This is a genomic window from Pimelobacter sp. 30-1, from assembly GCF_018831735.1.
In the GTDB taxonomy this organism is placed as follows: domain Bacteria; phylum Actinomycetota; class Actinomycetes; order Propionibacteriales; family Nocardioidaceae; genus Nocardioides.
In genome coordinates, this window is sequence record NZ_NHTS01000001.1 from 474,038 (window position 1) to 496,164 (window position 22,127).

14 protein-coding genes are annotated in these 22,127 nt (G+C 72.7%); 9 read left to right on the forward strand and 5 right to left on the reverse strand.

Features of this window, described 5'->3' with window-relative positions:
* Positions 1–5 precede the first annotated feature (5 nt).
* Entirely contained in the window at positions 6–1,028 is a 1,023-nt protein-coding gene (locus CCO04_RS02245) for an AraC family transcriptional regulator (protein WP_215812460.1), read from the forward strand.
* Positions 1,029–1,263: 235 nt separating this feature from the next.
* Here CCO04_RS02245 and CCO04_RS02250 read toward each other — a convergent pair whose 3' ends face one another.
* Entirely contained in the window at positions 1,264–4,299 is a 3,036-nt protein-coding gene (locus CCO04_RS02250) for an amidase (RefSeq protein WP_215812461.1), read from the reverse strand.
* Between the two features lie 292 nt (positions 4,300–4,591).
* Between CCO04_RS02250 and CCO04_RS02255 the strand changes: the two genes are divergently transcribed.
* Positions 4,592–5,182 carry a flavin reductase family protein gene (locus CCO04_RS02255; RefSeq protein ID WP_215812462.1) on the forward strand — a complete coding sequence of 197 codons (591 nt, stop codon included), beginning with the start codon at positions 4,592–4,594 and terminating at the stop codon, positions 5,180–5,182.
* Positions 5,183–5,198: 16 nt separating this feature from the next.
* Here the strand turns inward: CCO04_RS02255 and CCO04_RS02260 are convergent, their stop codons facing one another.
* Genes CCO04_RS02260 through CCO04_RS29600 form a run of 4 tightly spaced genes read right to left on the reverse strand, consistent with a single transcriptional unit; the run spans position 5,199 to position 10,481 of the window.
* On the reverse strand, positions 5,199–5,861 hold the full coding sequence (locus CCO04_RS02260; RefSeq protein ID WP_215812463.1) for a hypothetical protein: 663 nt from the start codon (positions 5,859–5,861) through the stop codon (positions 5,199–5,201).
* Entirely contained in the window at positions 5,862–6,623 is a 762-nt protein-coding gene (locus tag CCO04_RS02265; protein ID WP_215812464.1) for a DUF998 domain-containing protein, read from the reverse strand.
* On the reverse strand, positions 6,620–9,910 hold the full coding sequence (gene lysX / locus CCO04_RS02270) for a bifunctional lysylphosphatidylglycerol synthetase/lysine--tRNA ligase LysX (protein WP_215812465.1): 3,291 nt from the start codon (positions 9,908–9,910) through the stop codon (positions 6,620–6,622). The genes CCO04_RS02265 and lysX overlap by 4 nt, the downstream gene beginning before the upstream one ends.
* Positions 9,911–9,932: 22 nt before the next feature.
* Positions 9,933–10,481 carry a gamma carbonic anhydrase family protein gene (locus CCO04_RS29600; RefSeq protein WP_215812466.1) on the reverse strand — a complete coding sequence of 183 codons (549 nt, stop codon included), beginning with the start codon at positions 10,479–10,481 and terminating at the stop codon, positions 9,933–9,935.
* Between the two features lie 249 nt (positions 10,482–10,730).
* Here CCO04_RS29600 and CCO04_RS02280 point away from each other — a divergent pair, with 249 nt between their 5' ends.
* The 7 genes from CCO04_RS02280 (at position 10,731) to CCO04_RS02310 (ending at position 22,026) form a co-directional block, all read left to right on the forward strand.
* Positions 10,731–11,078, forward strand: coding sequence for a hypothetical protein (locus tag CCO04_RS02280; protein ID WP_215812467.1), 348 nt, complete (start codon positions 10,731–10,733; stop codon positions 11,076–11,078).
* Positions 11,079–11,122: 44 nt separating this feature from the next.
* The gene (locus CCO04_RS02285) at positions 11,123–12,670 is read left to right on the forward strand and encodes a S8 family serine peptidase (protein WP_215812468.1); all 1,548 of its coding nucleotides are present in this window, start codon (positions 11,123–11,125) and stop codon (positions 12,668–12,670) included.
* Between the two features lie 58 nt (positions 12,671–12,728).
* A complete protein-coding gene (locus CCO04_RS02290; protein WP_257752765.1) occupies positions 12,729–13,388 on the forward strand; it encodes a GTP pyrophosphokinase family protein in 660 nt (219 codons plus the stop codon).
* Positions 13,389–13,438: 50 nt separating this feature from the next.
* Positions 13,439–14,266, forward strand: coding sequence for a hypothetical protein (locus tag CCO04_RS02295; RefSeq protein ID WP_215812469.1), 828 nt, complete (start codon positions 13,439–13,441; stop codon positions 14,264–14,266).
* Positions 14,267–14,375: 109 nt separating this feature from the next.
* A complete protein-coding gene (locus CCO04_RS02300) occupies positions 14,376–14,627 on the forward strand; it encodes a hypothetical protein (RefSeq protein ID WP_215812470.1) in 252 nt (83 codons plus the stop codon).
* Positions 14,628–14,783: 156 nt separating this feature from the next.
* Positions 14,784–14,981: a hypothetical protein gene (locus tag CCO04_RS02305; protein ID WP_215812471.1), complete on the forward strand. Its 198-nt coding sequence runs from the start codon at positions 14,784–14,786 to the stop codon at positions 14,979–14,981.
* Positions 14,982–15,153: 172 nt separating this feature from the next.
* The gene (locus CCO04_RS02310; protein WP_215812472.1) at positions 15,154–22,026 is read left to right on the forward strand and encodes a sortase domain-bontaining protein; all 6,873 of its coding nucleotides are present in this window, start codon (positions 15,154–15,156) and stop codon (positions 22,024–22,026) included.
* Positions 22,027–22,127: the final 101 nt, after the last annotated feature.

Consider the following 22,127-nt stretch of genomic DNA (forward strand, 5'->3'; position numbering starts at 1 on the left):
GCCGCATGACGAGTCAGGCAGAGGGTGATCAGGTCGTCCGGGTCGAGGTCGACTCGATCGAGGACTGGACCGCGATGTGCGGGGCGGCGTACGTGCCCCACCGGGCCCAGGCGGCCGGTCCCTTCCGCGGGGCGCTCGTCGAGAGGACGCTCGGCGACCTGGGCGTGACGCACGTCGGCTCGACGCGGCTGACGGTGACCCGGCCGCGCCGGCTGGCCGCGGGCGAGCCGCGCGACGTGTTCATGTTCGCCGCCTTCATCCGGGGCGGTGGCGCCACGCGGCAGGGGGAGCGGACCGCTCGGGTGCCCGGTGGCGGCGGCTACTTCATCGACGGCGACCGGCCCTACGAGCTCCGGCTCCGGCACCGCTACGAGATGCTCGTGGCCCGGCTCCCCCGCACGGACACCCGGCTGCCCGATCGCGCCCTGCGCGCCACCACGAGCGTGGCGGTGTCACCCGGCTCCCGGGGAGTGGGGCCGCTGACCCGCCACCTCGCCGGGCTGGTGGGGCGGCGGCGCTCGTTCGGGGCGGAGGCAGCCGAGGGGCAGCAGCGCCTGGTCGGCGAGCTGGTGCGCGGCGTGCTCTACCCGATGGTCTACCCGGAGGGCTCGCGCCCGCTGCTCAGCGGCGCGGCGACCGCCGCGCACGCCCGTTGGTTCATCGAGGAGCACCGCCGTGACCCGTCGCTCACCATCGACGACGTGGCGCGCGAGCTGCGGGTCGATCGGCGCTACCTGGAGATGGTCTTCTCCCGCGAAGGCATCGGGCCGGCCGGCTACCTGCGCCGGGCCCGGCTGCTCGACGCCCGCCGCGTCCTCCTCGACCAGCCACGGCTGCCCGTGGGCGAGGTGGGGCTGCAGGTCGGGTTCCTCAGCGCGAACTCGTTCATCCGGGCGTTCGGCCGGGAGGTCGGCGTGACGCCGCTCCAGTGGCGGCGCGCCCGGCGGGGGGACGCGGCGGCCGGTCCGGCGCCGCTGCTGACCGACCTGTCGGCGTACGACTGGACGGCGGCGCCGCCGACCGGCTGACCGGCGCCGGAATCACCATTCTGCGGGCAGGTCCGGGCAGTGCGTCCGGCACGAGACAGGCAGACGCCGCGTGCGGCGCCCGGCCGCGGGCCCGGACTGTCCGCGACGCGACGTCTCGTCTTCCTACGGTGCGGACGTCAGGCCGGGCGGCCCACCCCGGGCGTCCCCACCGCCCGGTCTGACCCGGCCCCCACGGGGAGGGGCCGGGTCGGTTCCCCGAGCCGTGCGGCCGCGGTCAGCGGCGCACGACGAGTGTCACCTTCGGGCTCCACGCCGCCCGGTAGCCCTCACCCGCGACGACCGAGACCCGCAGCACGTGCCGGCCGCGGCTGAGCCGCGGCAGGGTCACCACGACCTTGCCGTTGGCCGCGACCTTGGCGGTGCGGATGACGGACCCGCGGTCGTGGACCAGCACCGTGGCGCCGGCCGGCGGGATGCCGGTGAGGGTCACCGCGAGCCGGGCGCGCTGGCGGGGCGTGACCTTCTTCTTCTTGAGCTTCACGGCGACCTTCGGTGCCGCCCGCGCGACCTTGAGGGTCGTGGTGGCGGCGCTCGCGGCGATCTCGGCCGAGCCGGCGTACCGGGCGGTGACGAGGTGGGTGCCGACCGGGAGGGTCGCCGGGAGGGTGAGCCGCGCGGTGCCGGCGGCGAGGGTGCCGCGCACCGTCTGCCCGGCCACCTCGACCTCGACGGCACCCGTGGCGGACGGGTCGGCGGTGACGGTGACGGTCGCCGCCGTCGCCTTCCCGTACGTCGTCGCGGTGGCGCCGAGGCTCACCGCGGTGACCGACGCGGCCGGTCCCCGCCAGGACAGCGCCGGAGCGAAGGTCGTGGACGTCGCGGCCTTGGTCCGCTGTTCCAGGGCGTAGCCCATGCCGAGGACGGCGGCGTCGTCCCAGGCCCGTCCGACGATCTGGACGTTGTTGGACTGGCCCTCGTCGTTCTTGCCGATCGGCAGGATGGCGGTGGGCAGGCCGACCGTCTGGGTGATCACGCCCGACGCGCGGTCGGAGGAGAAGACCGCCGACGTGGCGTCGTTGTTGCCGATGCTGGTCAGGAACCCCGGGTAGACGACCGCGTCGACCGGCTCGGCCCCGAAGGCGGTGTCCATCCACGTCGCGGCGGTCTGCTTGTAGGCGTCGCGCCGGGCGAGCAGGTTGGTGACGCTGGTGTCGTCCATGGGCTGCGCGGTGTAGTTGCCCGAGACGTTGTACGGCAGGTTCGCCGGGTTCTCCATGAGCTGCTTGGTCGTGTACGGGAAGGTGCCCGGACGCGCTTCCGCGATGTAGCGCTCCCAGCCCTCGGCGCCGGCGCTGCCGGAGGTCGGGAAGCTGCCGGCCGGAGCCGGCGGTGCCGTCTGCGCGGTGGCGAGCGGGACCAGGGTGCCGCCCGAGGCCTCGATCGCGGCCCGGACCTGGGCGAGCGCCACCTGACCGGCGGTGTCGTCGGTGACGGCGGTCGACTGGAAGGCGGCGGGTACGTAGCCGATCACCTTGCCCTGCAGGGCGTCCGGGCGCAGCGCGCTCTTCCACTCGGCGGGGCGCAGGTCGTTGTCGACGCGCGCGGTGAGCAGGTCGTCGGGGTTGTTGCCCGTGGTCCGGGTCGCGGTGGCGTCGAGCAGCGAGGCCAGGTCGGTGACCGTCTTGGCCATCGGGCCGGCGTAGTCGGTCGCCCAGGTCAGCGGCATCACGCCGTTGGTGCTGGTGAGCCCGTCGGTGCCCCGGAAGGTCGCCAGGCTGGCGCCGGTCGAGGGGGCGTAGAGCGAGACGCCCGTCTGGGTGCCCATCGCGGCGGGGGCGAGGTCGGCGCGGACCGCGGTGGCCGAGCCGCCGCTGGAGCCGAACGAGGACTTCGACGGGTAGAGCGCGTTCCAGGTCTGCTGGAAGCCGCTCTCGCTCCACGAGCCCGAGTTCGCGAACTCCGAGAGGTTCGTCTTGCCGATGATCACCGCACCGGCCTCGCGCAGCCGCGCGACCTGCCAGGCGTCGGCGCCGGTCTCCCAGTCCTTCAGCGCCAGGGTGCCGCCGGAGGTGGGCATGTCCTTGGTGTCGTAGAGGTCCTTCAACGCGATCGGTACGCCGAGCAGGTCGCCCGTGCGTCCCGCCGCGCGCGCCTCGTCGGCCGCCATCGCCTGCGCCACGGCGGTCTTGGCGACGGTGATGAAGGCGTGGAAGCCGAACGGGCCGCCGTCGTACGCCTCGATCCGGTCGAGGTAGGCCTTGGTGATCGCCACGGACGTGGTCGCCCCCGAGGTCATCGCGGCCTGCAGGTCGGCGATCGTCTTGCCGGTGACGTCGTAGGCGACGTCGGTCGAGGAGATCGCGTCGGGCGCGGCGGCGGGGAGCCGCAGCGGCTCGGCGCCGGCGCAGGCGGCCTGGTAGGCGGTGAGGTCCCAGTTGCGCAGCGTGCAGATCTCGTCGACGGTGAGGTTCGAGAAGTCCGGCGTCGTGGCGAGGGCCGCGGTGTCGGTGGCGATCTGGGTGGTGTCGGACAGGGCGCCCACGACGACGTACTGCATCAGGGAGGCGGTCCGGCCGGGCTCGATGGTGAGCTCGCGGACGAAGCCGATGTCGTTGGCCCGGCTGCCCGTCGGCACGTACGCCGTGGTGAACGGGTCGGACTGCTGGTCGCCGAGGGCGTCGGTGCCGGCGCCGACGACGACGCCCGTCGGGCGGGTGTTGCCCGGCGTGGTGGCCGCGATCCAGGTGTCGGTGGTGTCGACAGTGGCGTCGCCGCTGCTGGTGGCGCTGACCGTCGCCTTGTTGGGGGAGCCGTTCGCGGTCAGGCCCGAGCCCAGCGAGCCGCCGAACGAGACCCGTACCGTGACCGGCTCGGTGGCCGCGTTCGTGTAGGTGTCGTAGAAGCTCGTCGTGCTCGTCCCGGTCGCGACCTGGACCTTGCGGGTCATCAGGACGTCGCCGAGCCGGACCGACGCGGTCGACCGGTACGAGCCGGGGGCGGACGCGGTGAGCCCGAAGCCGCGCATCATCTGGTCGTTCATGCGGGGCGCTTCGCCGGCGGGGGTGTCGACGTGGAGGAAGACGTTGCCGAAGCCCTCCATCCGGGACCCGCTGACATTGCGGATCGAGCCGGTGTCGAGGCCGGGACGACGAGCGTCGTTGACGGTGACCGTGGCGCCGTTGGCGGTGGTGACGCTGGACAGGGCCGTGGCCGGAGGCGTGACCGACAGGGCCCCGATGCCCAGTCCGACGGCCACCGGGAGGGCGGCTGCGCGGCTGAGCCGGCGGCGCCCGAGGGTGGAGAATTGCATGCGGGGGCAGTGCCTTTCCATGGGGGGAGAGAGATGGCCCCCTGTTTCTAGGCAGCGCGTGTGACGGTCCCCCGCGTCGGCGATTTCCCCGCGGTAACGAATGGCCGCCCTGTGTTGCGACCTGGCGCCGGTCGCAGCGGCGGGGGTGGTGTGCACGCCGCTGCGACCGGATGCCCCAATCTCCGAGGCCCGCGCCGCGCTGTCAACGAGATCGGCCCCGACGGGCGCGAGATCCGGACGTACGTCCGGATCCGGTCCCCTCGCGCCGCACCCGACGCGGCATGATCGGAGCATGGCCCGCGACCACCTCGTCCTGCGTCCCGGCGACCCGGACGTCAACGCCTACCGGCTGCTGACGGCGCTGGTCGTGCCCCGGCCGATCGCCTGGGTGGCCAGTCGGTCGGCGGCCGGGGTCGGCAACCTGGCGCCGCACTCGTTCTTCACCGTGGCCAGCGCCGATCCGCCGATCGTGCAGTTCACGTCGGTGGGGGCCAAGGACACGTTGCGGAACGTCCTCGAGACCGGCGAGTTCACGATCAGCCTGGCCAGCGCGCCGCTCATCGACGAGGTCAACGCGTCGAGCGCGACCTATGCGGCGGGCGTGGACGAGGCGACCGAGCTGGGGATCGCGATGGCGCCGAGCGCGGTCGTCGTACCGCCTCGGGTGGCGGCGTCGCCGGCCTCGCTGGAGTGCCGGCTGCACTCGACGCTGCCGATCGGCGACTCGACGGTCGTCTTCGGCGACCTGGTCGCGGTCACCGTCGACCCCGCGGTGCTGGTCGACGACCGGCCCGCGCTCGACCTCCTGGCACCGCTGTCGCGGCTCGGCGGCGACGAGTGGGGCCTGCCGCCGACGGTGGTACGCCGGCCCCGGCCGCGCTGACGGGCCGAGTCGTGCCCTAGGCGCCGGCCTCGACCCGTACGCCGCCGGCATCGATCCACCGCGCGAAGCCCGCGCCGGTGACCCGGGCCGTATCGTCGCGCACCACCACGGCAGTGTGCTCGTCGATCGCGCACGCCGCGTCGACCCGGCCGGCCGCGACCGCGTGCAGGGCCCGCGAGGTGGTGCCCCACTGGGCGGCGTGCACGTCGGCGGCGAAGCCGACCCGGCCCAGGCCGGGCACCACGGTGACCTCGTCGAGGTCCTCGGCGGCGTCGTCGGGGCAGACCGGGCGTCCGTCGACCAGCCAGCCGCCGACCAGGCTCCGCTCGGCGGCGATGGCCGCGCCCGCGGAGAAGCCGGCATAGGGGACCGTCGCGAGTGCGGCCCGGGCCGGGGTGACCAGCTCGGCGTAGAGCGGGGTCAGTCCGCCGGCCACGAAGACGCCCGCGGCGCCGGCGACGTCCGCCTCGGCCAGCGGCCGTCCGGCGGAGAGGACCACGCACCGGACCGACGCGGCGCCGGCGAGCACGCCGCGCCAGCGGTCGAGGTCCACGCCCTCGCCGTCGTCGACGACCACGGCGACGACCTCGCCGCCGCCGGTCTCGTCGATGAAGGGGGCAAGCAGGCTGCGCACCTGCGCCTCGTCACGGCCGCCGCCGATCAGTACCTCCAGGGTCATTCAGGACACCTTCCGCTGCTGGTCGTAGGGCGGCGTCCCCCTCTCGGGGTTGCCGGTGGCCGCGGGAGCGGCGGACTCCCGGTGCCGCCGACGGTGCAGCGTGACCCACAGGAGCCAGGTCGGCGCCAACGCTAGCCAGGTTGCGGTCAGCGTGACCCCGAGACGCTGAACCAGGCCGAGGGCGACCGCGTCACCGTTGACCAGGAGCGCTGCGGTGAGTACCGCATCGACTAGACCACTGAGGGCGGCGGCCACGCCGACGACAGCCAGCGCGCGGCGGCGCCGCACGGGTGCGTCGATCCGGCGCAGGGCCAGGGTGCAGGTCACGAGCAGCACCAGGAAGGCGTTGGTCTCGATGAAGCTGATCACGCCGTGGGGCTCGGTGATCCGGGCCCACCACGAGCTCGTGCCCGGGTCGGGCAGCTGGACGTCGGTGAACGACTCCTCGAGCGGCAGCAGCGCCTCGAGCACGATGCAGGTGCCGAGCACGACCAGCGGCGCCCAGACGCCCGGCCAGCGCCGGCTCTGCCACCACGCGGCGGCTCCGCCGAGCAGGAGCAGCGCGCCGCCGATCAGGTCGAGGGTGCGGAACACCCGCCGGAAGGGCTGGCCGACCGCGGAGAGCTCGCTGATGAAGCTCGTCACCGGGTCGATGTGCACGGGCAGCACGAACTGCAGCACCCACGAGGCGTAGACGACGCCGCCGGTGACGAGCAGCGCCATGGACACCCGCCGGGCGAGCCGGCGCCGGAACGCGCTCATGGCACCTCCGCCGTCGTGCCGGGGCGGACGAGGGGGAACGCCAGCGTCGCGCGGATGGACTCTCCCGAGAGCAGCATGAGCAGGCGGTCGACCCCGATGCCGATTCCTCCCGTCGGCGGCAGGCCGAACTCGAGTGCCTGGAGGAACTGCTCGTCGACCACCATCGCCTCGGCGTCGCCGCCGGCGGCGAGCAGCGACTGCTCCTCGAGCCGGCGGCGCTGCTCGACCGGGTCGGTCAGCTCGCTGTAGGCGGTCGCGATCTCCATGCCGAAGGCGACCAGGTCCCAGCGCTCGGCGAGCGCCGGCACGTCGTCACGGGATCGGGTCAGGGGGCACACGGAGGTCGGGAAGTCGGCGTAGAAGGTCGGGTGGACCGTGTGGGGCTCGACCAGCTTCTCGTACAGGTCGAGGACGATCTGGTCGCCCGTGCGGTCCTCTCCCGACGGTACGCCGTGGCGTACGGCGAGCTCGCGCCACGTCTCCAGCGGCGTGCTCCAGTCGACCTCGGCGCCGACCGCGGCGGAGACCGCCGCGTGCACGGTCACCACCGGCCACTCGCCGCCGATGGGGAAGCGCTCCTCGGTGCCGTCGTCGTCGCGGCGCACCAGCACCGGCTCACCGTGCGCGGCGATCGCGGTCGCCACGATCACCTCGCGGCACAGGTGCCTCATCGTCGTGTAGTCGCCGAACGCGTCGTACGCCTCGAGCGCGGTGAACTCCGGGTTGTGGGTCCGGTCGGCGCCCTCGTTGCGGAACACCCGGCCGAGCTCGTAGACCTTGTCGACGCCGCCGACGCACAGGCGCTTGAGGTAGAGCTCGGGCGCGATCCGCAGCGAGAGCGGCAGGTCGTAGGCGTTGCTGTAGGTCGTGAACGGGCGGGCGTTGGCGCCGCCGTGGACCGTGTGCAGGACCGGCGTCTCGACCTCGAGGTAGCCCTGCGCGTGGAGGGTCTCGCGGATCTGGCGGATCACGGTCCCGCGGCGGCGCAGCAGCTCGCGGGCGTCGTCGTTGAGGGCCAGGTCGACGTGGCGCTGGCGGACCCGGACCTCGGGGGCGAGGGTGCCGTTGACCCGGCTCGGCAGCGGGTGCAGGCACTTGGCCAGCATCCGCCACGAGGAGACGAAGACCGAGCGCTGGCCGGTGCGGGTGAGGTCGAGGTCGCCGGTCATCTCGACCAGGTCGCCCAGGTCGCAGCGGGCGACGAACGCGCGCAGGTCCGGCTCGGCCCCGGCCTCGGTGCCGCACTGGAGGACGCACTGCACCAGCCCGGTCCAGTCGCGGACCTCGGCGAAGAGGACGCCGCCGTGGTTGCGGACGCCGACGAGGCGACCGGCCACGGTGACCGTCGTACCGTCGGGGGCGGCGAGGGCGTCGGTGACCGACGAGGGACGCCCGGTCGAGGCGGGGTAGGCCTGCACCCCCGCCTCGGACATCTCGGCGAGCCGCTCGAGGCGGACCCGCACCTGCTCGGGAGGACGCCGCCCGCGCGCCCGCTGGGCCTGGTGCTCGCAGACCGACGCGACGATCTGGTCGGCGCGGGCCTCGGGGAGCGCCTCGGGCACGAGCTTGCGGCGGGTCCGGGTCCAGCCGGGCACGTTGACGAAGCCCTCGGCGATGCCGGACGCGACGCCGATCCGGACGAGCATCCGGGCGTCGTCGTAGCACAGGAAGCGGGGCAGCCAGTTGGGCTCGAACTTCACGTTGGAGCGGTAGAGCGCCTCGAGCTGCCAGTAGCGGGAGAGCACGAGGAGCACCTTGCGCAGCACCCGCAGCACCGGACCGGCGCCGATCCGGGCGCCCTCCTGGAAGACCGAGCGGAGCACGGCGAAGTTGAGCGAGATCTGCGCGACGCGGTGCTCGCCGCCGCGCTCGGCCAGGGTGCTGACCAGGAACTCGATGACGCCGTTGGGCGCCTCCGGGTCGCGGCGCATGAGGTCGAGCGAGATGCCGGAGCGGCCCCAGGGCACGAACGACAGCAGGGCCACGACCGTGCCGTCGGGGTCGAGCGCCTCGACCAGCAGGCAGTCGCCGTCCTCGGGGTCGCCCAGCCGGCCCAGCGCCATCGAGAAGCCGCGCTCGGGCTCGTCGCCGCGCCAGCGCTCGGCGAGCTCGCTGATCAGGTCCATCTCGTCCTCGGGGACCTGGTGGTGCCGCCGGATCCGGACGGTGATGCCCTGGCGCTCGACGCGTCGTACGGCCTGGCGGACGGGGCGCAGCCGGTTGCGGTTCTGGTTGAACGTCGCGACGTCGATGATCGCCTCGTCGCCGAGCTGGAGCGCGGTCAGGCCGGCCCGCTCGTACTGCTGGGCGCCGCGCTCGCTGGCACCGAGCACCGCCTGGGACCAGCCGTGGTCGTCGGCGTACTGCTGCCAGCGGGCGATCGCCGACGGCCAGGCGCCGGGGTCGCCGATCGGATCCCCGCTGGCCAGGCAGACGCCGATCTCGACCCGGTAGAGGACGGCCGCGCGGCCGTCCTCGGAGAACATGGCGGCCTTGTCGCGGCGGGTCGCGAAGTAGCCCAGCGAGTCGCCCCGGCCGTACTCGTCGAGCAGCGCCCGGATCGCCCGCTCCTCGGGCCGGCGCAGCACGGCGTCGAGCGCCTGGGACTGGAAGACCACGGCGAACGAGCCGAGCAGCGAGACCGCGCCGAGGAAGCCGATGAAGTCGCTCGCCCACTCCGACGGGTGCCCGTCGAAGGCGCGCGGGCCGAGGATGCCACCCGTCGCGCGGTTGACCGACCACAGCAGCCGCTGGTCGGCCGGGAGCGTGCCGGGCAGCACCTCGATGAGCAGGAAGCCGATCCCGATGCTGACCGCGAGCGTGCACGCCAGGACGACGCCCGCCTTGATCACCGACCGCGAGCGCACCCGCGTGGTGAACCCCTTGCGGGCGAGCAGGACCAGCACCAGCAGCACGATCGCGACGGTCACCGCGAGCCCGCTGCGCGAGCGCGTGGTCAGGTCACCGGTGGCATCGGCGAGGTTGAAGACGAGGAAGACCACGAGCACCCGCCAGCCGGCGCGCTTGCGCGTGCTGAGCGCGGCGGCGAGGAGCCCGAGGAAGGTGGCGTAGGCGAGGTTCGGCCGCAGCAGCAGGAAGTTCTCGTTGATCCAGAACAGCTCGGGCCGGACCGCATGGCGCAGGGGAGGGAAGAGCGCGGTGACGGCGCACACCACGGCCCACGTACCGAGGAGCGTCGCGGCATAAGGGGGGATCCGCTTCTGGAGGCCCTCGGTCAGGGTCCGGTACTGCGCGCCGATCGACGAGGAGCTGTTGTCGCGCGACACCTAGGCACCTTATAGCGCCGCTCTAGGCAAGCTCGGTCCGCTCGTCCGGCACGGCGACGACGCCCGTGCGGTGCCGGGTGGCGAGGTCGGCGTAGTACGGCGCGTTGGTCTCGACCCAGAACTGCGCGCCGGTGCCCTCGATGGGCTTCTTCGGCTCGGCCGGCGCGCCCGCGGCGAGGACCCCGTCGGGGATCTCCTTGCCGGGGGTGATGACCGCTCCTGCCGCGACCAGGCTGCCCGCGCCGATCGTCGCGCCGTCGAGGATCGTGCTGGCGTTGCCGAGCAGCGACTTCTCGCCGATCTTGTCGCCGTGGAAGACGCACGCGTGGGCGATCGTGGCGTGCGGGCCGATCTCGACGGTGACCTCGGGGGCCCCGTGGACGACCGAGTTGTCCTGCACGTTGGAGCCCTCGCGGACGATGATCGTGCAGATGTCGGCGCGCAGGACGGCGCCGTACCAGATGCTCGCGCCCTTCTCGACCCGTACGTCGCCGATCAGCGTCGCCGTCGGGGCGACGAACGCCTCGGGGTGGACCTGGGGGCGACGCCCCTCGAACTCGTAGAGGAACACGGCTGACACGGTAGGCCAGGCCCGGTCCGGGCTCCTCGTAGGGTCGGGCCATGGCGAGCGGCACCCGGCAGAGCAGGCAGACGACGACGTGGCTGCTCCCGGCCGACGAGGAGGCCCTCGGCGAGGCGGTCGCCCGGCGGCCTGCCCGGGGCCGGGTGGTGGTGCGTCCCGCCGGGCCCGCCCGCGGCGGCCGAGCGGCACCGCCACGCGAGCCTGCCCGACGCGCTGGACTGCGGCGGCCTGCAGGCGGTGCTCCCGCTGCCGGTGGACGTGGCGCCCGGCGCGGCGACCGCCCAGGTGCAGGTGCTGCGCGGTATCGACCGGGAGCCTGGCCGGCTCGCCGTCGGCGGGTACGACGACCCGCGGGTCCGGGCCGACGCCGACGTGGTCTGGCAGGCGCTGCGGGCGGTCTCGACGCTCGCCCACGCCACCGCGGCGACCGGCACCGCCGACACCTCCCCGCCGCACGCCCCGCGGATCGGCCGGGCCGCCCGGGCGGCGTACGACGCGGGGACGCGCGTGCCGACGTACCGCGGCGCGCCGGTCGTCCTGCGGGGGACCGCCACCCCACGTGACGCAGGACACAGTCAGGTGTGAAGATGCGCAGGCGCACACCCGCGCCTCTCGGAAAGGGGACATCCATGTCCTTGCGCAGCAACCGACGGCTCCGCGCCGTCGTCCTCGCGGCAGCCACCGGCCTCACCCTGGCCGGCCTCGCCGTGTCCACGCCCGGAGCCACCGCGGCTCCCGGGCCCGGCTCCGGACCCGCCGGCGGCCCGCCGTCGACCCCGGTGCCGATCAGTACCCCGGACGGGGCCGTCTCGGCCTACGTCCTCAACGCCAAGCACGCCAACCCGGGCCAGACCCGCCTCGTCGAGCGTGCCGTGCGCGCGTCCGGCGGCGTGGTGATCCAGACCTGGCCGCAGATCGGCGTCGTCGTCGCGCACAGCGACCGTGCCGCCTTCCGCGATGACGTACGACGCCGCGCGGGCCACGCGCTCGAGTCGGTCGGCGCGACCCGCACCGTCCCGGTCAGCGAGGGCACGCCCGAGGGTGTCGCGTCCCCGTGGGGGCCCGGCAAGGGTCAGCTCCGCAAGGCCGCCCCGCAGCGGGACGCCGACGGCGCCGGCAGCGAGCGGACCGTGGCCGTCGCGCCCGACCCGCGCGAGGCCGAGCAGTGGGACATGCAGATGATCAAGGCCGACCAGGCGCACGCGATCACCGACGGCTCCCGCCGGGTCGTCGTGGGCGTCCTCGACAGCGGCATCGACCCGGACCACCCGGACCTGGCCGCCAATATCAACGTCCGGGACTCGGTCAACTGCAGCGACGCCGGCCGCCCGGACCGCTCGCCGACCGGTTGGTACCCGACCACGAGCGACCACGGCACGCACGTCGCCGGCACGATCGGTGCCGCGCGCAACGGAACGGGCATCGTGGGCGTGGCCCCCGGCGTCCGGATGGCCGCGGTCAAGGTGGTCAACGACGACGGCTTCATCTACCCCGAGTACGCCGTCTGCGGCTTCATGTGGGCCGGTGAGCGCGGCATGGACGTGACCAACAACAGCTACTACGTCGACCCGTTCGAGTTCTACTGCGAGGACCAGCCCGACCAGTACGCCGCCAAGGAGGCGGTCCGCCGTGCGGTGGCCTGGTCGACCGACCAGGGCGTCGTCCACGCGGCGGCGGCCGGCAACTCGTCGTACGACCTGGCGAACAAGACGACCGACAGCGGCAGCCCCGACGACGGCACCCCCGTCGAGCGCACGCTCAACAACGGCTGCCAGGACATCCCGACCGAGCTGCCGGGCGTGGTGACCGTGTCGTCGCTGGAGCGGTTCCCGACCACGGGGCTGGAGAACCGGCTGTCCGGCTTCAGCAACCGCGGTCTTGGTGTCATCGACGTCGCGGCCCCCGGCTCGCGGATCCTGTCGACCATCGTCAACGGCAACGGCTACGGCCTCAAGTCGGGTACGTCGATGGCCTCGCCGCACGTGGCGGGCGTCCTGGCCCTGATGAAGTCGGTGCACCCGCGCTGGACGCCCGCCCAGATGGTCGCCAAGCTGCGCGCCCAGGCCGACGACCACGCCTGTGGCACCACGACCGCCGGCGCGCCGTGCGTGGGGTCCGATCGCAACAACAGCTACTACGGCGAGGGCGTGCTCGACGCGCTCGACGCGGTGAGCTGATCGCCTGAGGCCGGTGGCCGCCTCCGGGCGGTCACCGGCCACCGGGCAGACTCGTCTCGTGACCACTGCCAGCGCTCCGTCACGAGAGGAGTCCGCGGACGAGCCGTCCGGGTTCGACCGCGCCCTCGGGCAGTTCCTGCTGCACTACAAGTTCGGCCTCGACGAGATGCTGACCAAGATCAACATCCTGCGCGAGGAGCTCGCCTTCCGGGGCACCGGCAGCCCGATCGAGCACGTCAGCTCGCGGCTCAAGTCGATCGAGAGCCTGCGCGCCAAGGCGGCCCGGCTCGGCGTACCGCTCGAGCCGCTCGACCCCGACGCGATCGGCGCCCAGATCAACGACATCGCCGGCGTCCGGATCGTGTGCAGCTTCATCTCCGACGCCTATCACGTCCTCGACATGCTCACGACCCAGCCGGACGTCACCGTGCGCACGATCAAGGACTACATCGCGCACCCCAAGCCCAACGGCTACCGCAGCCTGCACGCGATCGTCGAGGTCCCCGTCTTCCTCTCCGACGCGGCCCGCACGGTGCCGGTCGAGCTCCAGATCCGGACCGTCGCGATGGACTTCTGGGCCAGCGTCGAGCACAAGATCTACTACAAGTACGACAAGGACGTCCCCGCCGAGCTGATGGACGAGCTCTCCGCGGCCGCCCGGGTCGCCCACGAGCTCGACGCCCGGATGGCCGAGCTCCACCGCACCGTGCACGGTTGAGACCGGTCCCCGCGGGGTAGGGTCCGGCCCCCGACGACTCGGAGGCGCCGATGAGCACGATCGATCCTGTCCAGGTCCGTGCCGAGCGCATCGCGCGCCTGCGCCGCAGCCCGCTCCGTCCGGCCGCCCTCGTCACGGTGCTCGCCCTGTCCGGGCTGGCCGCCGCCCTCACCGGCGCCGGCATCGTCGCGATGCTCGACAGCATGCGCATCAGCAAGCTCAACGGCGTCTTCGCCGGCTGGGACTCGCGGCTCGACTCGTGGTTCTGGATGTTCCCGGTCGGCCTGTGCGCCGTGCTCGGTCTCGGCCTCCTCAGCACGGTCCTGGCCCGGTCGGCGCCGGGCTCACGGCTGCGCTACCCGGTCGTCGGCCCGATCCCCGTGGCCGCGGTCGGCGCCGCCGTCGGCGTGACGCTGGCGTGCCCGCAGATGACGGCACCCCTCGTGGTCGGCACCCGCACCGACCCGACGTTCGGCGACGACGAGGCCTGGGGCACCACGCACTGGATCTGGTACCGCGTCGACGTCTGGTGGCCGATCCTGGCGTGGGTGCTCGCCCTCCTCGCGCTCGCGATCGCCGTCGAGGTCCGCCGCCGGCACCGCGCCCGGACGGCCCGGATCGCCGACCTGCTCGAGACCGGCCGGATCGTGTCCGGCGAGGTCACCGCGACCAGCCGGCTGACGGTCCGCTTCATCGACGCCGCCGGCACCGACCGCTGGACCCGCCCGCCGTGCACGATCCCGGTCGCCGAGCAGCCCGCGACCGGCACCCAGGTCGCGGTGCTCTGCGACCCGGAGGCGCCCGCCGACGAGAGCCGGATCTTCGTCGGGCCGCGCGGCGCGCGGAGCGTCGAGGAGTTCGCGCGCTGGTTGACCTGAGAAGTCGCGTCATGAACGGCGCCGGATCGCGTCTTCTCTGCAGGGAGCAAGCAGGGGGGCCGAGGGGTCCGGGCTGGGAGGCCGGACCCCTCGGTGGGAGGGAGTCGACATGGACACATCGGAACCGGGTCTCATCGAGCACTGGGTCCAGCGCCTCCTGGCGCGCGCCACGACCGACCTCGCCGACGGGCCGCACATCATGGTGGCCCGGGACCCCGAGGACGGGTCGATCTACTTCACCGGACCCTTCTCGTCGGTCGTCGACGCCTTCGTCGCGGTCGAGGACGAGACGCGGCGCCAGTCGTCGTACCCGGAGCGGGCGCGGCTGGAGCTCACCGTGGCGCCCATCGCGCTGCCCTGACCCGGGTGATATCGCGGGTGACACCCGCGCGAACGTGATGCCGGTGCTGTCCCGGCGGGGCACGGTGGCCGCGGGACCTTCGGAGCGTCCCCCGTGCAGCGCGGCCCGAGCGGCATGACCCGGGTCGCGCTGCTCCGGACGAGCAGAGGTGGACAGATGCAGGGCAGCAGCCTGGGACCGGTCGTCCGGCGTACGACGGAGTTCGACGCGCTCGTGCAGCACCGGCTCTGGCGGCTCCAGCGCGAGATCGACGCGGCGCAGGCGGCCCTCGCCCCGGACGCCGAGATCGAGATCCTGACCCACCTCCGCGGGGTGCTCGCGGGGCTCAGCACCACGCTGTCGGACCCGCGCTGATCCAGCGCCACGGCACGACCGGGTGAAGTTCCGGGGGAGGTCCTTCCCCCGACCGTGCCCTTGTCCCGGCAGACCTCGATATGCCTAGGAGCAATCGGTCTGCCACGCGATCTCGGAGCGTGCTGAGCCCTGCCCCCCACCCCCCACACTGCTCCGAAGCGGAAGGTCCCACGTGAAGAAGGCCCTCTCCGGTCTGGCGCTGGCGCTCGTCGCCGGCACCGCGACCGTCGTACCCGTGGTGGCGCTCAGTGCGCCGGCCACGGCAGCACCGGGTGATCCCGGCGTACCGTCCGATCCTGCCGTCCTGTTCACCGAGGACTTCGAGAACGGCGTCTCCGCGACGCCGAGCCTGCTCGCCGACTACGTCGGTGCCAACGGCTTCACCTACACGGCCGACCCGTACTACCTGGACGACACCGCGTGCAACGGCGTGATCTTCACGCGGGACGCCGACAACCAGGCCGCGACCGGGTGCAGCCCGAGCAACAACTTCTACAACTGGTCCCGAGCGTTCGCCCAGGCGCTCGGCGAGGTGCAGACCCCCGCGAACCCGGCCGGGAACCACGCGGTCGTCGACTTCACCACCAGTGGTGCGTCGACGGCGGGGATGGTCCACCTGGAGACCGAGAACACCGGCAGCCTCACCGTGCAGGACCGCTTCCTGTCGTTCAGCATCGACGTGGCCGAGGCGTTCTGCAACCAGCCGGCCGGACGTTCCCGGCTGAGCTTCTACCTCCTCGACGGCGGCACCGCACACGCCGCGCAGGCCGCGCCCGTCGTGCCCTGCACGGACCCGGGCATGCAGGCGGTCTCCGTGACCGGCCCGGGCGACGGCAGCAACCGCGCGTTCAGCGTCGGCACCGTCAACGCGACCGGATCGGTGCTCTTCAGCGGCACCCAGTTCGGCTTCCGGGTCGTCAACGACGTCGCGGTGGGCGGTGGCGGCGGCAACGACGTCGCCTTCGACAACCTGCGCGTCCTCGACGTCACCCCGCAGCTCGACAAGTCCTTCCAGACCGGCGTCCCCGCGGGCTTCCCGACGACGATGACGTTCACGGTCACCAACACCTCGGAGCTCGGCTCCAAGAACGGCTGGTCGTTCACCGAGAACCTCCCGGCGGGCGTCAAGATCGCCCCCGCGCCGCGCTTCACGACGACCTGCACCAACGGTGCGGTCACCGCCGGCGGCACCGCCGGCGGGTCGTCCGTCGGCTTCAAGGGTGACCTCGACGCGGGCCAGGAGTCGTGCACGATCACGATCGACGTGGTCACCGACCCGGCCAAGCAGCCCGGTGACGAGATCACCAGCGAGGGCACCGACAGCACCGACCTGGCCGGCCTCGAGCAGCCCGGCGAGGCCACCCTGGAGGTCGGCACCCGCAGCCTGCCGCAGGTCGACTGCCTGCCCGCCGAGTCCCGCGCGACGCAGCGCTGGTGGTACTTCGGCAACGGCGCGGGTCTCGACTTCACCGCCGCCGGCACCGCCGTACCGACCACCCCGACGGCGTCGACCGGCATCGCCTCCGCGGAGGGCACCACCGTCGTCTCCGACGTCAACGGCGCGCTCCAGTTCTGGGCCAACGGCACCGCGATCTTCAACAAGCTCCACGCGGTCATGCCCAACGGCGGCGGCCTGACGGGCAACGTCTCGGCCACCCAGACCGTCGCGGCGTTCCCCTCGCTCGACCAGGAGGGCATCTACTTCGTCGTCACCACCAGTGGTGCCGAGGCCGTCAACGGCCAGCTGCGCTACTCGGTCGTCGACATGGCGCTCGACGGCGGCAAGGGTGACGTGACCGCCACCAAGAACGTCGACCTCGGTCCGGCCAACGGCGCCGCGGAGGGCCTCACCGCGCTCCCGAACGCCGACGGCACCGGCTTCTGGGTCATCGCCGCGCAGAACAGCTCGCCCCACGTGCGCGCGTACCTGTTCGACGGGACCGGCCCGGCCGACCCCGACGGCGCCGGTCCGCTCACCGCGGGCGACCCGGTGATCAGCGTGATGCCGACCAACAACCTGAACCAGTACAGCTCGTTCAACCTCAGCCCCGACCTGTCGCGCGTGCTGATGACCAGCACGCAGGGCGGCGGCAACGAGACCACCGCCTCGAAGATCCGGCTGCTGGACTTCGACGCGGCCACCGGTCAGTTCGCCCAGCGCCTGGAGTGGGCCTCGGCGACGACGGCCGGCAGCGGCCAGCGCCTCTACACCGCGGACTTCTCGCCGTCGGGTGACTACGTCTACGCCACCAAGATCTTCGACGCCCCGCACCTGTGGCGCTACAAGATCGCCGGTGCCGCCGACGGCGCCGCCGTCAAGGCGACCGAGGAGCACGTCGGCGCCCTGACCGGCACCGGTGGCCAGGTCCGCCGCGGCCCCGACGGCCGGATGTACGCCGCCGGCAGCGGCTCGGCCACGCTCAGCGTCGTCAACGCGCCCGACCAGGCCGACGTCGCCGACGTCGACTTCGCCAGCGGCGGCGTCACGCTCGCCGCGGGCACGAGCTCGCGCTTCGGCCTGCCGCAGATGGTCACCGGCTGCCCGCGCACCGCGGGCCTCGAGCTGGTCAAGACCGCCGCGATCACCACGGACAACGGCTCGGTCGGCAAGGCCGACGCCGGTGACGTGATCACCTACACCTTCACGGTGACCAACTCCGGTCGCGTGGCGGCCAGCGACGTGACCATCGACGACCCGATGCCGGGCCTGTCGGCGATCACCCCGGCGAGCGTCGCGACGCTGGCTCCCGACGACGACGCGGTCTTCACCGCGACGTACACCGTGACCGCGAGCGACGTCGCGAACGGCGGCTTCATCGAGAACACCGCCGTGGCCGAGGGCACCGACCCCGACGGCGGCGAGCTCGTGACCCCGCCCGGACCGGGGACGACGGTCAAGGTCCCGATCGCGGAGCACCGCGACCTGTTCGGTGCCTGCGGCCAGCCGGTCACCTTCGACGCCGACAACGGCGGGTGGCGCGTCGCCACCACCGACAGCGGTACGACGACCGTGCTGCCGCCCGCTGCCTCGGGCTGGCTCGCCGGCGCCGGCAACCCCGGTGGCGCGCTGCGCACCACCGACCTGGACGGCAACTGGACCGAGTTCTGGTCGCCGGACCTGACCGCCGGTGACTACACGCAGGACTACAGCTCGCTTGCGGGCAAGACCCTGCAGTTCGACTACCGCAACAACACGGGTATCGGATACGACATCTACCTCGCGATCCGCGGGACCAACGGCCAGACCGTCTGGTTCAACTTCCGCCCGCAGATCGTGAACTCCCAGGCCTGGAACCGGGTGCGGGTGCCGGTCGTCGCCGCGCGCTGGCGGACCGCGTTCAACAACGGCTCCGGCGTCGCCAACGGCTCGCCGGCTCCGAGCCAGGCCGCGCTCGACGCGATCCTGGCGAGCGTGGACCGCTTCGCGATCTCCGCGGAGGGCCAGGTCGGCCAGGACATCACGCTCGTCGACAACTTCGGCCTCTCGTGCTCCGACATGGGCGACGCCCCGGCGTCGTACGGCACGACGGGTGGCGAGGCGGCCGCGCACGGCATCACCGACTACGACGCCGACGCCGGCACCGCCAAGCTGATGATCGGCAGCCGGATCGACGACGAGTCCGACGGCCTGCCCGGTGCGGCCGCGGACGGTGACGACACCGACGGCACCGCCGACGAGGACGGCCTGTCCGCCCCGGTCGAGGTGCTCGCGGGTGCGGCCACCGAGGTCGAGGTGGAGGTCACCAACGACAGCGCTGCTGCCGCGACCCTCGCGGGCTGGCTGGACCTCAACGAGAACGGCACCTTCGACGCCGGTGAGCGCTCGAACCTGGTGACGGTCCCCGCCGCCTCCGGTACGACGACGCGGACGCTGACCTTCCCGGTCGCGGCCGCCGACCTCAGCGACGACAGCTACCTCCGGGTCCGGCTCTTCGCAGGGACGGTCGCCGACCCGGCACCGACCGGAGCGGTCGACGGCGGAGAGGTGGAGGACCACCTCGTCGTCGGCGAGCGGACCGAGGTCTCGCTGGACAAGACCGCCGAGCTGACCACCGACGGCGGTACGCCGGACGTGGCCGACAAGAACGACGTCATCACCTACACCTTCACGGTCACCAACTCCGGCAACCAGCCGGTGACCGACGTGACCATCGACGACCCGATGCCGGGTCTGTCGGCGATCACGCCGGCGAGTGTCGCGACGCTGGCTCCGGGTGCGGACGCGGTGTTCACCGCGACGTACACGGTGACCCAGGCCGACGTCGACGAGGGCGGCGACATCGCGAACTCCGCGACCGCCGGCGCCGAGGGCCCCGACGGCGGCGTCACCTCGCCGCCGAGCGAGGTCGAGGTGCCGCTCGTCCCGGCGGCGCCGAGCCTGCTGACGGACAAGGAGGCCGAGCTCGACGACACGAACGGCAACGGGAAGGCCGACAAGGGCGAGAAGATCGCCTACTCGTTCACGGTGCGCAACAACGGCAACGTGACGGTGAGCGGTGTTGCGGTCGACGACCCGATGGTGTCGGGGATCAGCCCGGCGTCGGCGACGATCGCGCCGGGTGGTCAGCAGGTGTTCACCGCGGGTGACTACACGGTGACCCAGGCGGACGTCGACAGTGGTGGTCCGATCGTGAACCGGGCGTCCGCGTCCGGTACGGCGCCCGGTGGTGGCGAGGTCACCTCGCCCGAGGACACCACGTCGACCGACACAGTGGCCCGTGCGCCGGGTCTGTCGGTGGACAAGTCTGCGGCGCTGACGACCGATCACGGTGCGGCCGGCAAGGCGGACAAGGACGACGTCATCACCTACACGTTCGTGGTGGAGAACACCGGGAACGTGACGATGACGAACGTCGCGATCGCCGACGCCCTGCCGGGCGTCTCGCCGACCAGCCCGCTCCAGGTCGCCACGCTGGCGCCCGGTGCGAGCACGACCTTCACGGCGACGTATGTCGTCACGCAGGCCGACGTCGACGAGGGCGGCGAGGTGCACAACTCCGCCACCGCGAAGGGCAAGGGGCCCGACGGCACCCAGCTCACGTCGGAGCCGGACACCACCGACACCGACCTGGTCGAGGCCGACCCGGGCCTGTCGATCGACAAGACGGCGCTCCTGGCCGACGCGAACGACAACGACGTCGCGGACAAGGGCGAGGTCATCACGTACTCGTTCCTGGTCGAGAACACCGGCAACGTCACGATGCACGGCGTCGCGATCGACGACCCGATGCCGGGTCTGTCGGCGACCACGCCGGCCAGCGTGGCGACGCTCGCGCCTGGTGCGAGCGTGGTGTTCACCGCGACGTACACGGTCCGGCAGAGCGACGTCGACGCCGGCGGCTCGGTGAGCAATGCGGCCACCGCGGGCGGTACCGCCCCCGGCGGCGAGGAGATCACCTCGGTGCCCGACGAGACCGACACCAGCATCGTGCCCGGTACGCCGGGGCTCGCGATCGACAAGTTGTCGGTGCTCGACGACACCAACGGCAACGGCAAGGCCGACGTGGGTGAGGAGATCACCTACACGTTCGAGGTGGAGAACACCGGCAACGTGACGGCGACGGACGTCGAGGTCACCGACCCCGAGGTCACCGGCATCACGCCGGCCAGCGCGACGATCGCCCCGGGCGAGACGGTGACCTTCACCGCCGACCCCTATGTCGTCACGCAGGGTGACATCGACGACGGTGTGGTCCACAACGTGGCCGCGGTGGAGGGCAAGCTGCCCCCCAACGCCGGTGGCGGCAAGGTCGGCTCCGAGGACGTCGACGAGGTCGACACGATCGTGGCCCACCCCGACGTCTCGGTCGTCAAGGAGTCCGAGCTGACCGTCGACGCGGCCACCCTCGGCAAGGCCGACGTGGACGACGTCATCACCTACACCTTCACGGTGCGCAACGACGGCGGTGCCACGGCGTTCGACGTCGCGGTCACCGACGCCCTGCCCGGCCTGAGCGCGGTCTCCCCGGCCTCGCTCGCCAGCCTGGCGCCCGGCCAGACGGCCACCTTCACCGCGACGTACACGGTGAAGCGGGCGGACGTGAAGCGTGGCGGGATCGACAACACCGCCGCGGTCACCTCGCGCGGCCCGACCCGGGGTGGCGTCACGCCGGAGCCCGTCTCCGTGACGTCCAACCCGGTCACCAACGAGACCGGCACCCTCGGCGGTCCGGTCATCACGACCAAGGCCTCCGCGGCCAAGGTCGCGATGAGTGTCGGCAAGGGTGGTGTCCCGAACGGGGTCCGGTTGCACGACGTGGTGACGATCAGCGGTTTCGTGACCGGTGGTGACGCGACGGGTACGGCCACGCTGTACGGACCGGTCGCCAAGCGTTCGGCGGGGATGTGCACGCCGGGGCGCAAGGTCGGTTCGGTGACGTTCGTGCCGCGTAACGGCACGGTGCGTACGCCGGCGATCACGGTCCGCAAGCCGGGCTACTACACCTGGGTGGTCGCTACCAGTGAGGACCGGCGCAACGACGCTGCTTCGCATGCGTGTGGGTTGGCGGCGGAGACGACGCTGGTGCACCGGGCCGAGGTCGGCAAGGTCAAGATCGAGACCGGGTTCACCGGTCCGGTGGTCGCGGGCCGCAAGGTGCGTCCGGCGAGTGTGTCGATCCCCACGATCGGGATGTGGGCTCCGTTGGACGTGGTGGGTGTGGCGAAGGGTTCGATGGTGATCCCGGAGAACGTGCGCCGTGGTGGCTGGCTGCAGCAGTCGGCTGCTCCGGGTGAGGCGGTCGGTGCGACCGTCATCGCCGGTCACGTCTCTGATCGTCATGACCGGCCCGGTGCGTTCGGGAAGCTGAACAAGGCCAAGGTGGGCCAGGTCGTCACCGTGCGCGGTGTCGACGGCAAGGTGCAGAAGTACCGGATCACCAAGGTCTACACCCAGAAGCGGACCAAGGGTTTCACCGGTGGACCGGTGTCGACCACCGGTGCCCACCAGCTCACGTTGGTGACCTGCACGGGCAAGGTCCGCTACAGCAACGGCCGGTTCCACTACACGAAGAACCAGGTCGTGATCGCGACCCCGATCGGCTGATCGGTCCGGGCACCGGGGTGGGGAGCAGCTGCTCCCCACCCCGGCGTCCGCCTGCCCTCGAGTTCCCCCCAAGTAGTTCACGTTCGACGGAAGGTCTCCCA

Excerpts from the sequence above, each read along its gene's own strand:
- CCO04_RS02305 (WP_215812471.1), top strand. The coding sequence starts at position 14,784 with ATGCAGGGCAGCAGCCTGGGACCGGTCGTCCGGCGTACGACGGAGTTC.
- CCO04_RS02250 (WP_215812461.1), bottom strand. The coding sequence starts at position 4,299 with ATGCAATTCTCCACCCTCGGGCGCCGCCGGCTCAGCCGCGCAGCCGCC.
- CCO04_RS02255 (WP_215812462.1), top strand. The coding sequence starts at position 4,592 with ATGGCCCGCGACCACCTCGTCCTGCGTCCCGGCGACCCGGACGTCAAC.
- CCO04_RS02260 (WP_215812463.1), bottom strand. The coding sequence starts at position 5,861 with ATGACCCTGGAGGTACTGATCGGCGGCGGCCGTGACGAGGCGCAGGTG.
- CCO04_RS02245 (WP_215812460.1), top strand. The coding sequence starts at position 6 with ATGACGAGTCAGGCAGAGGGTGATCAGGTCGTCCGGGTCGAGGTCGAC.
- CCO04_RS02300 (WP_215812470.1), top strand. The coding sequence starts at position 14,376 with ATGGACACATCGGAACCGGGTCTCATCGAGCACTGGGTCCAGCGCCTC.
- CCO04_RS02295 (WP_215812469.1), top strand. The coding sequence starts at position 13,439 with ATGAGCACGATCGATCCTGTCCAGGTCCGTGCCGAGCGCATCGCGCGC.
- CCO04_RS02265 (WP_215812464.1), bottom strand. The coding sequence starts at position 6,623 with ATGAGCGCGTTCCGGCGCCGGCTCGCCCGGCGGGTGTCCATGGCGCTG.
- CCO04_RS02285 (WP_215812468.1), top strand. The coding sequence starts at position 11,123 with ATGTCCTTGCGCAGCAACCGACGGCTCCGCGCCGTCGTCCTCGCGGCA.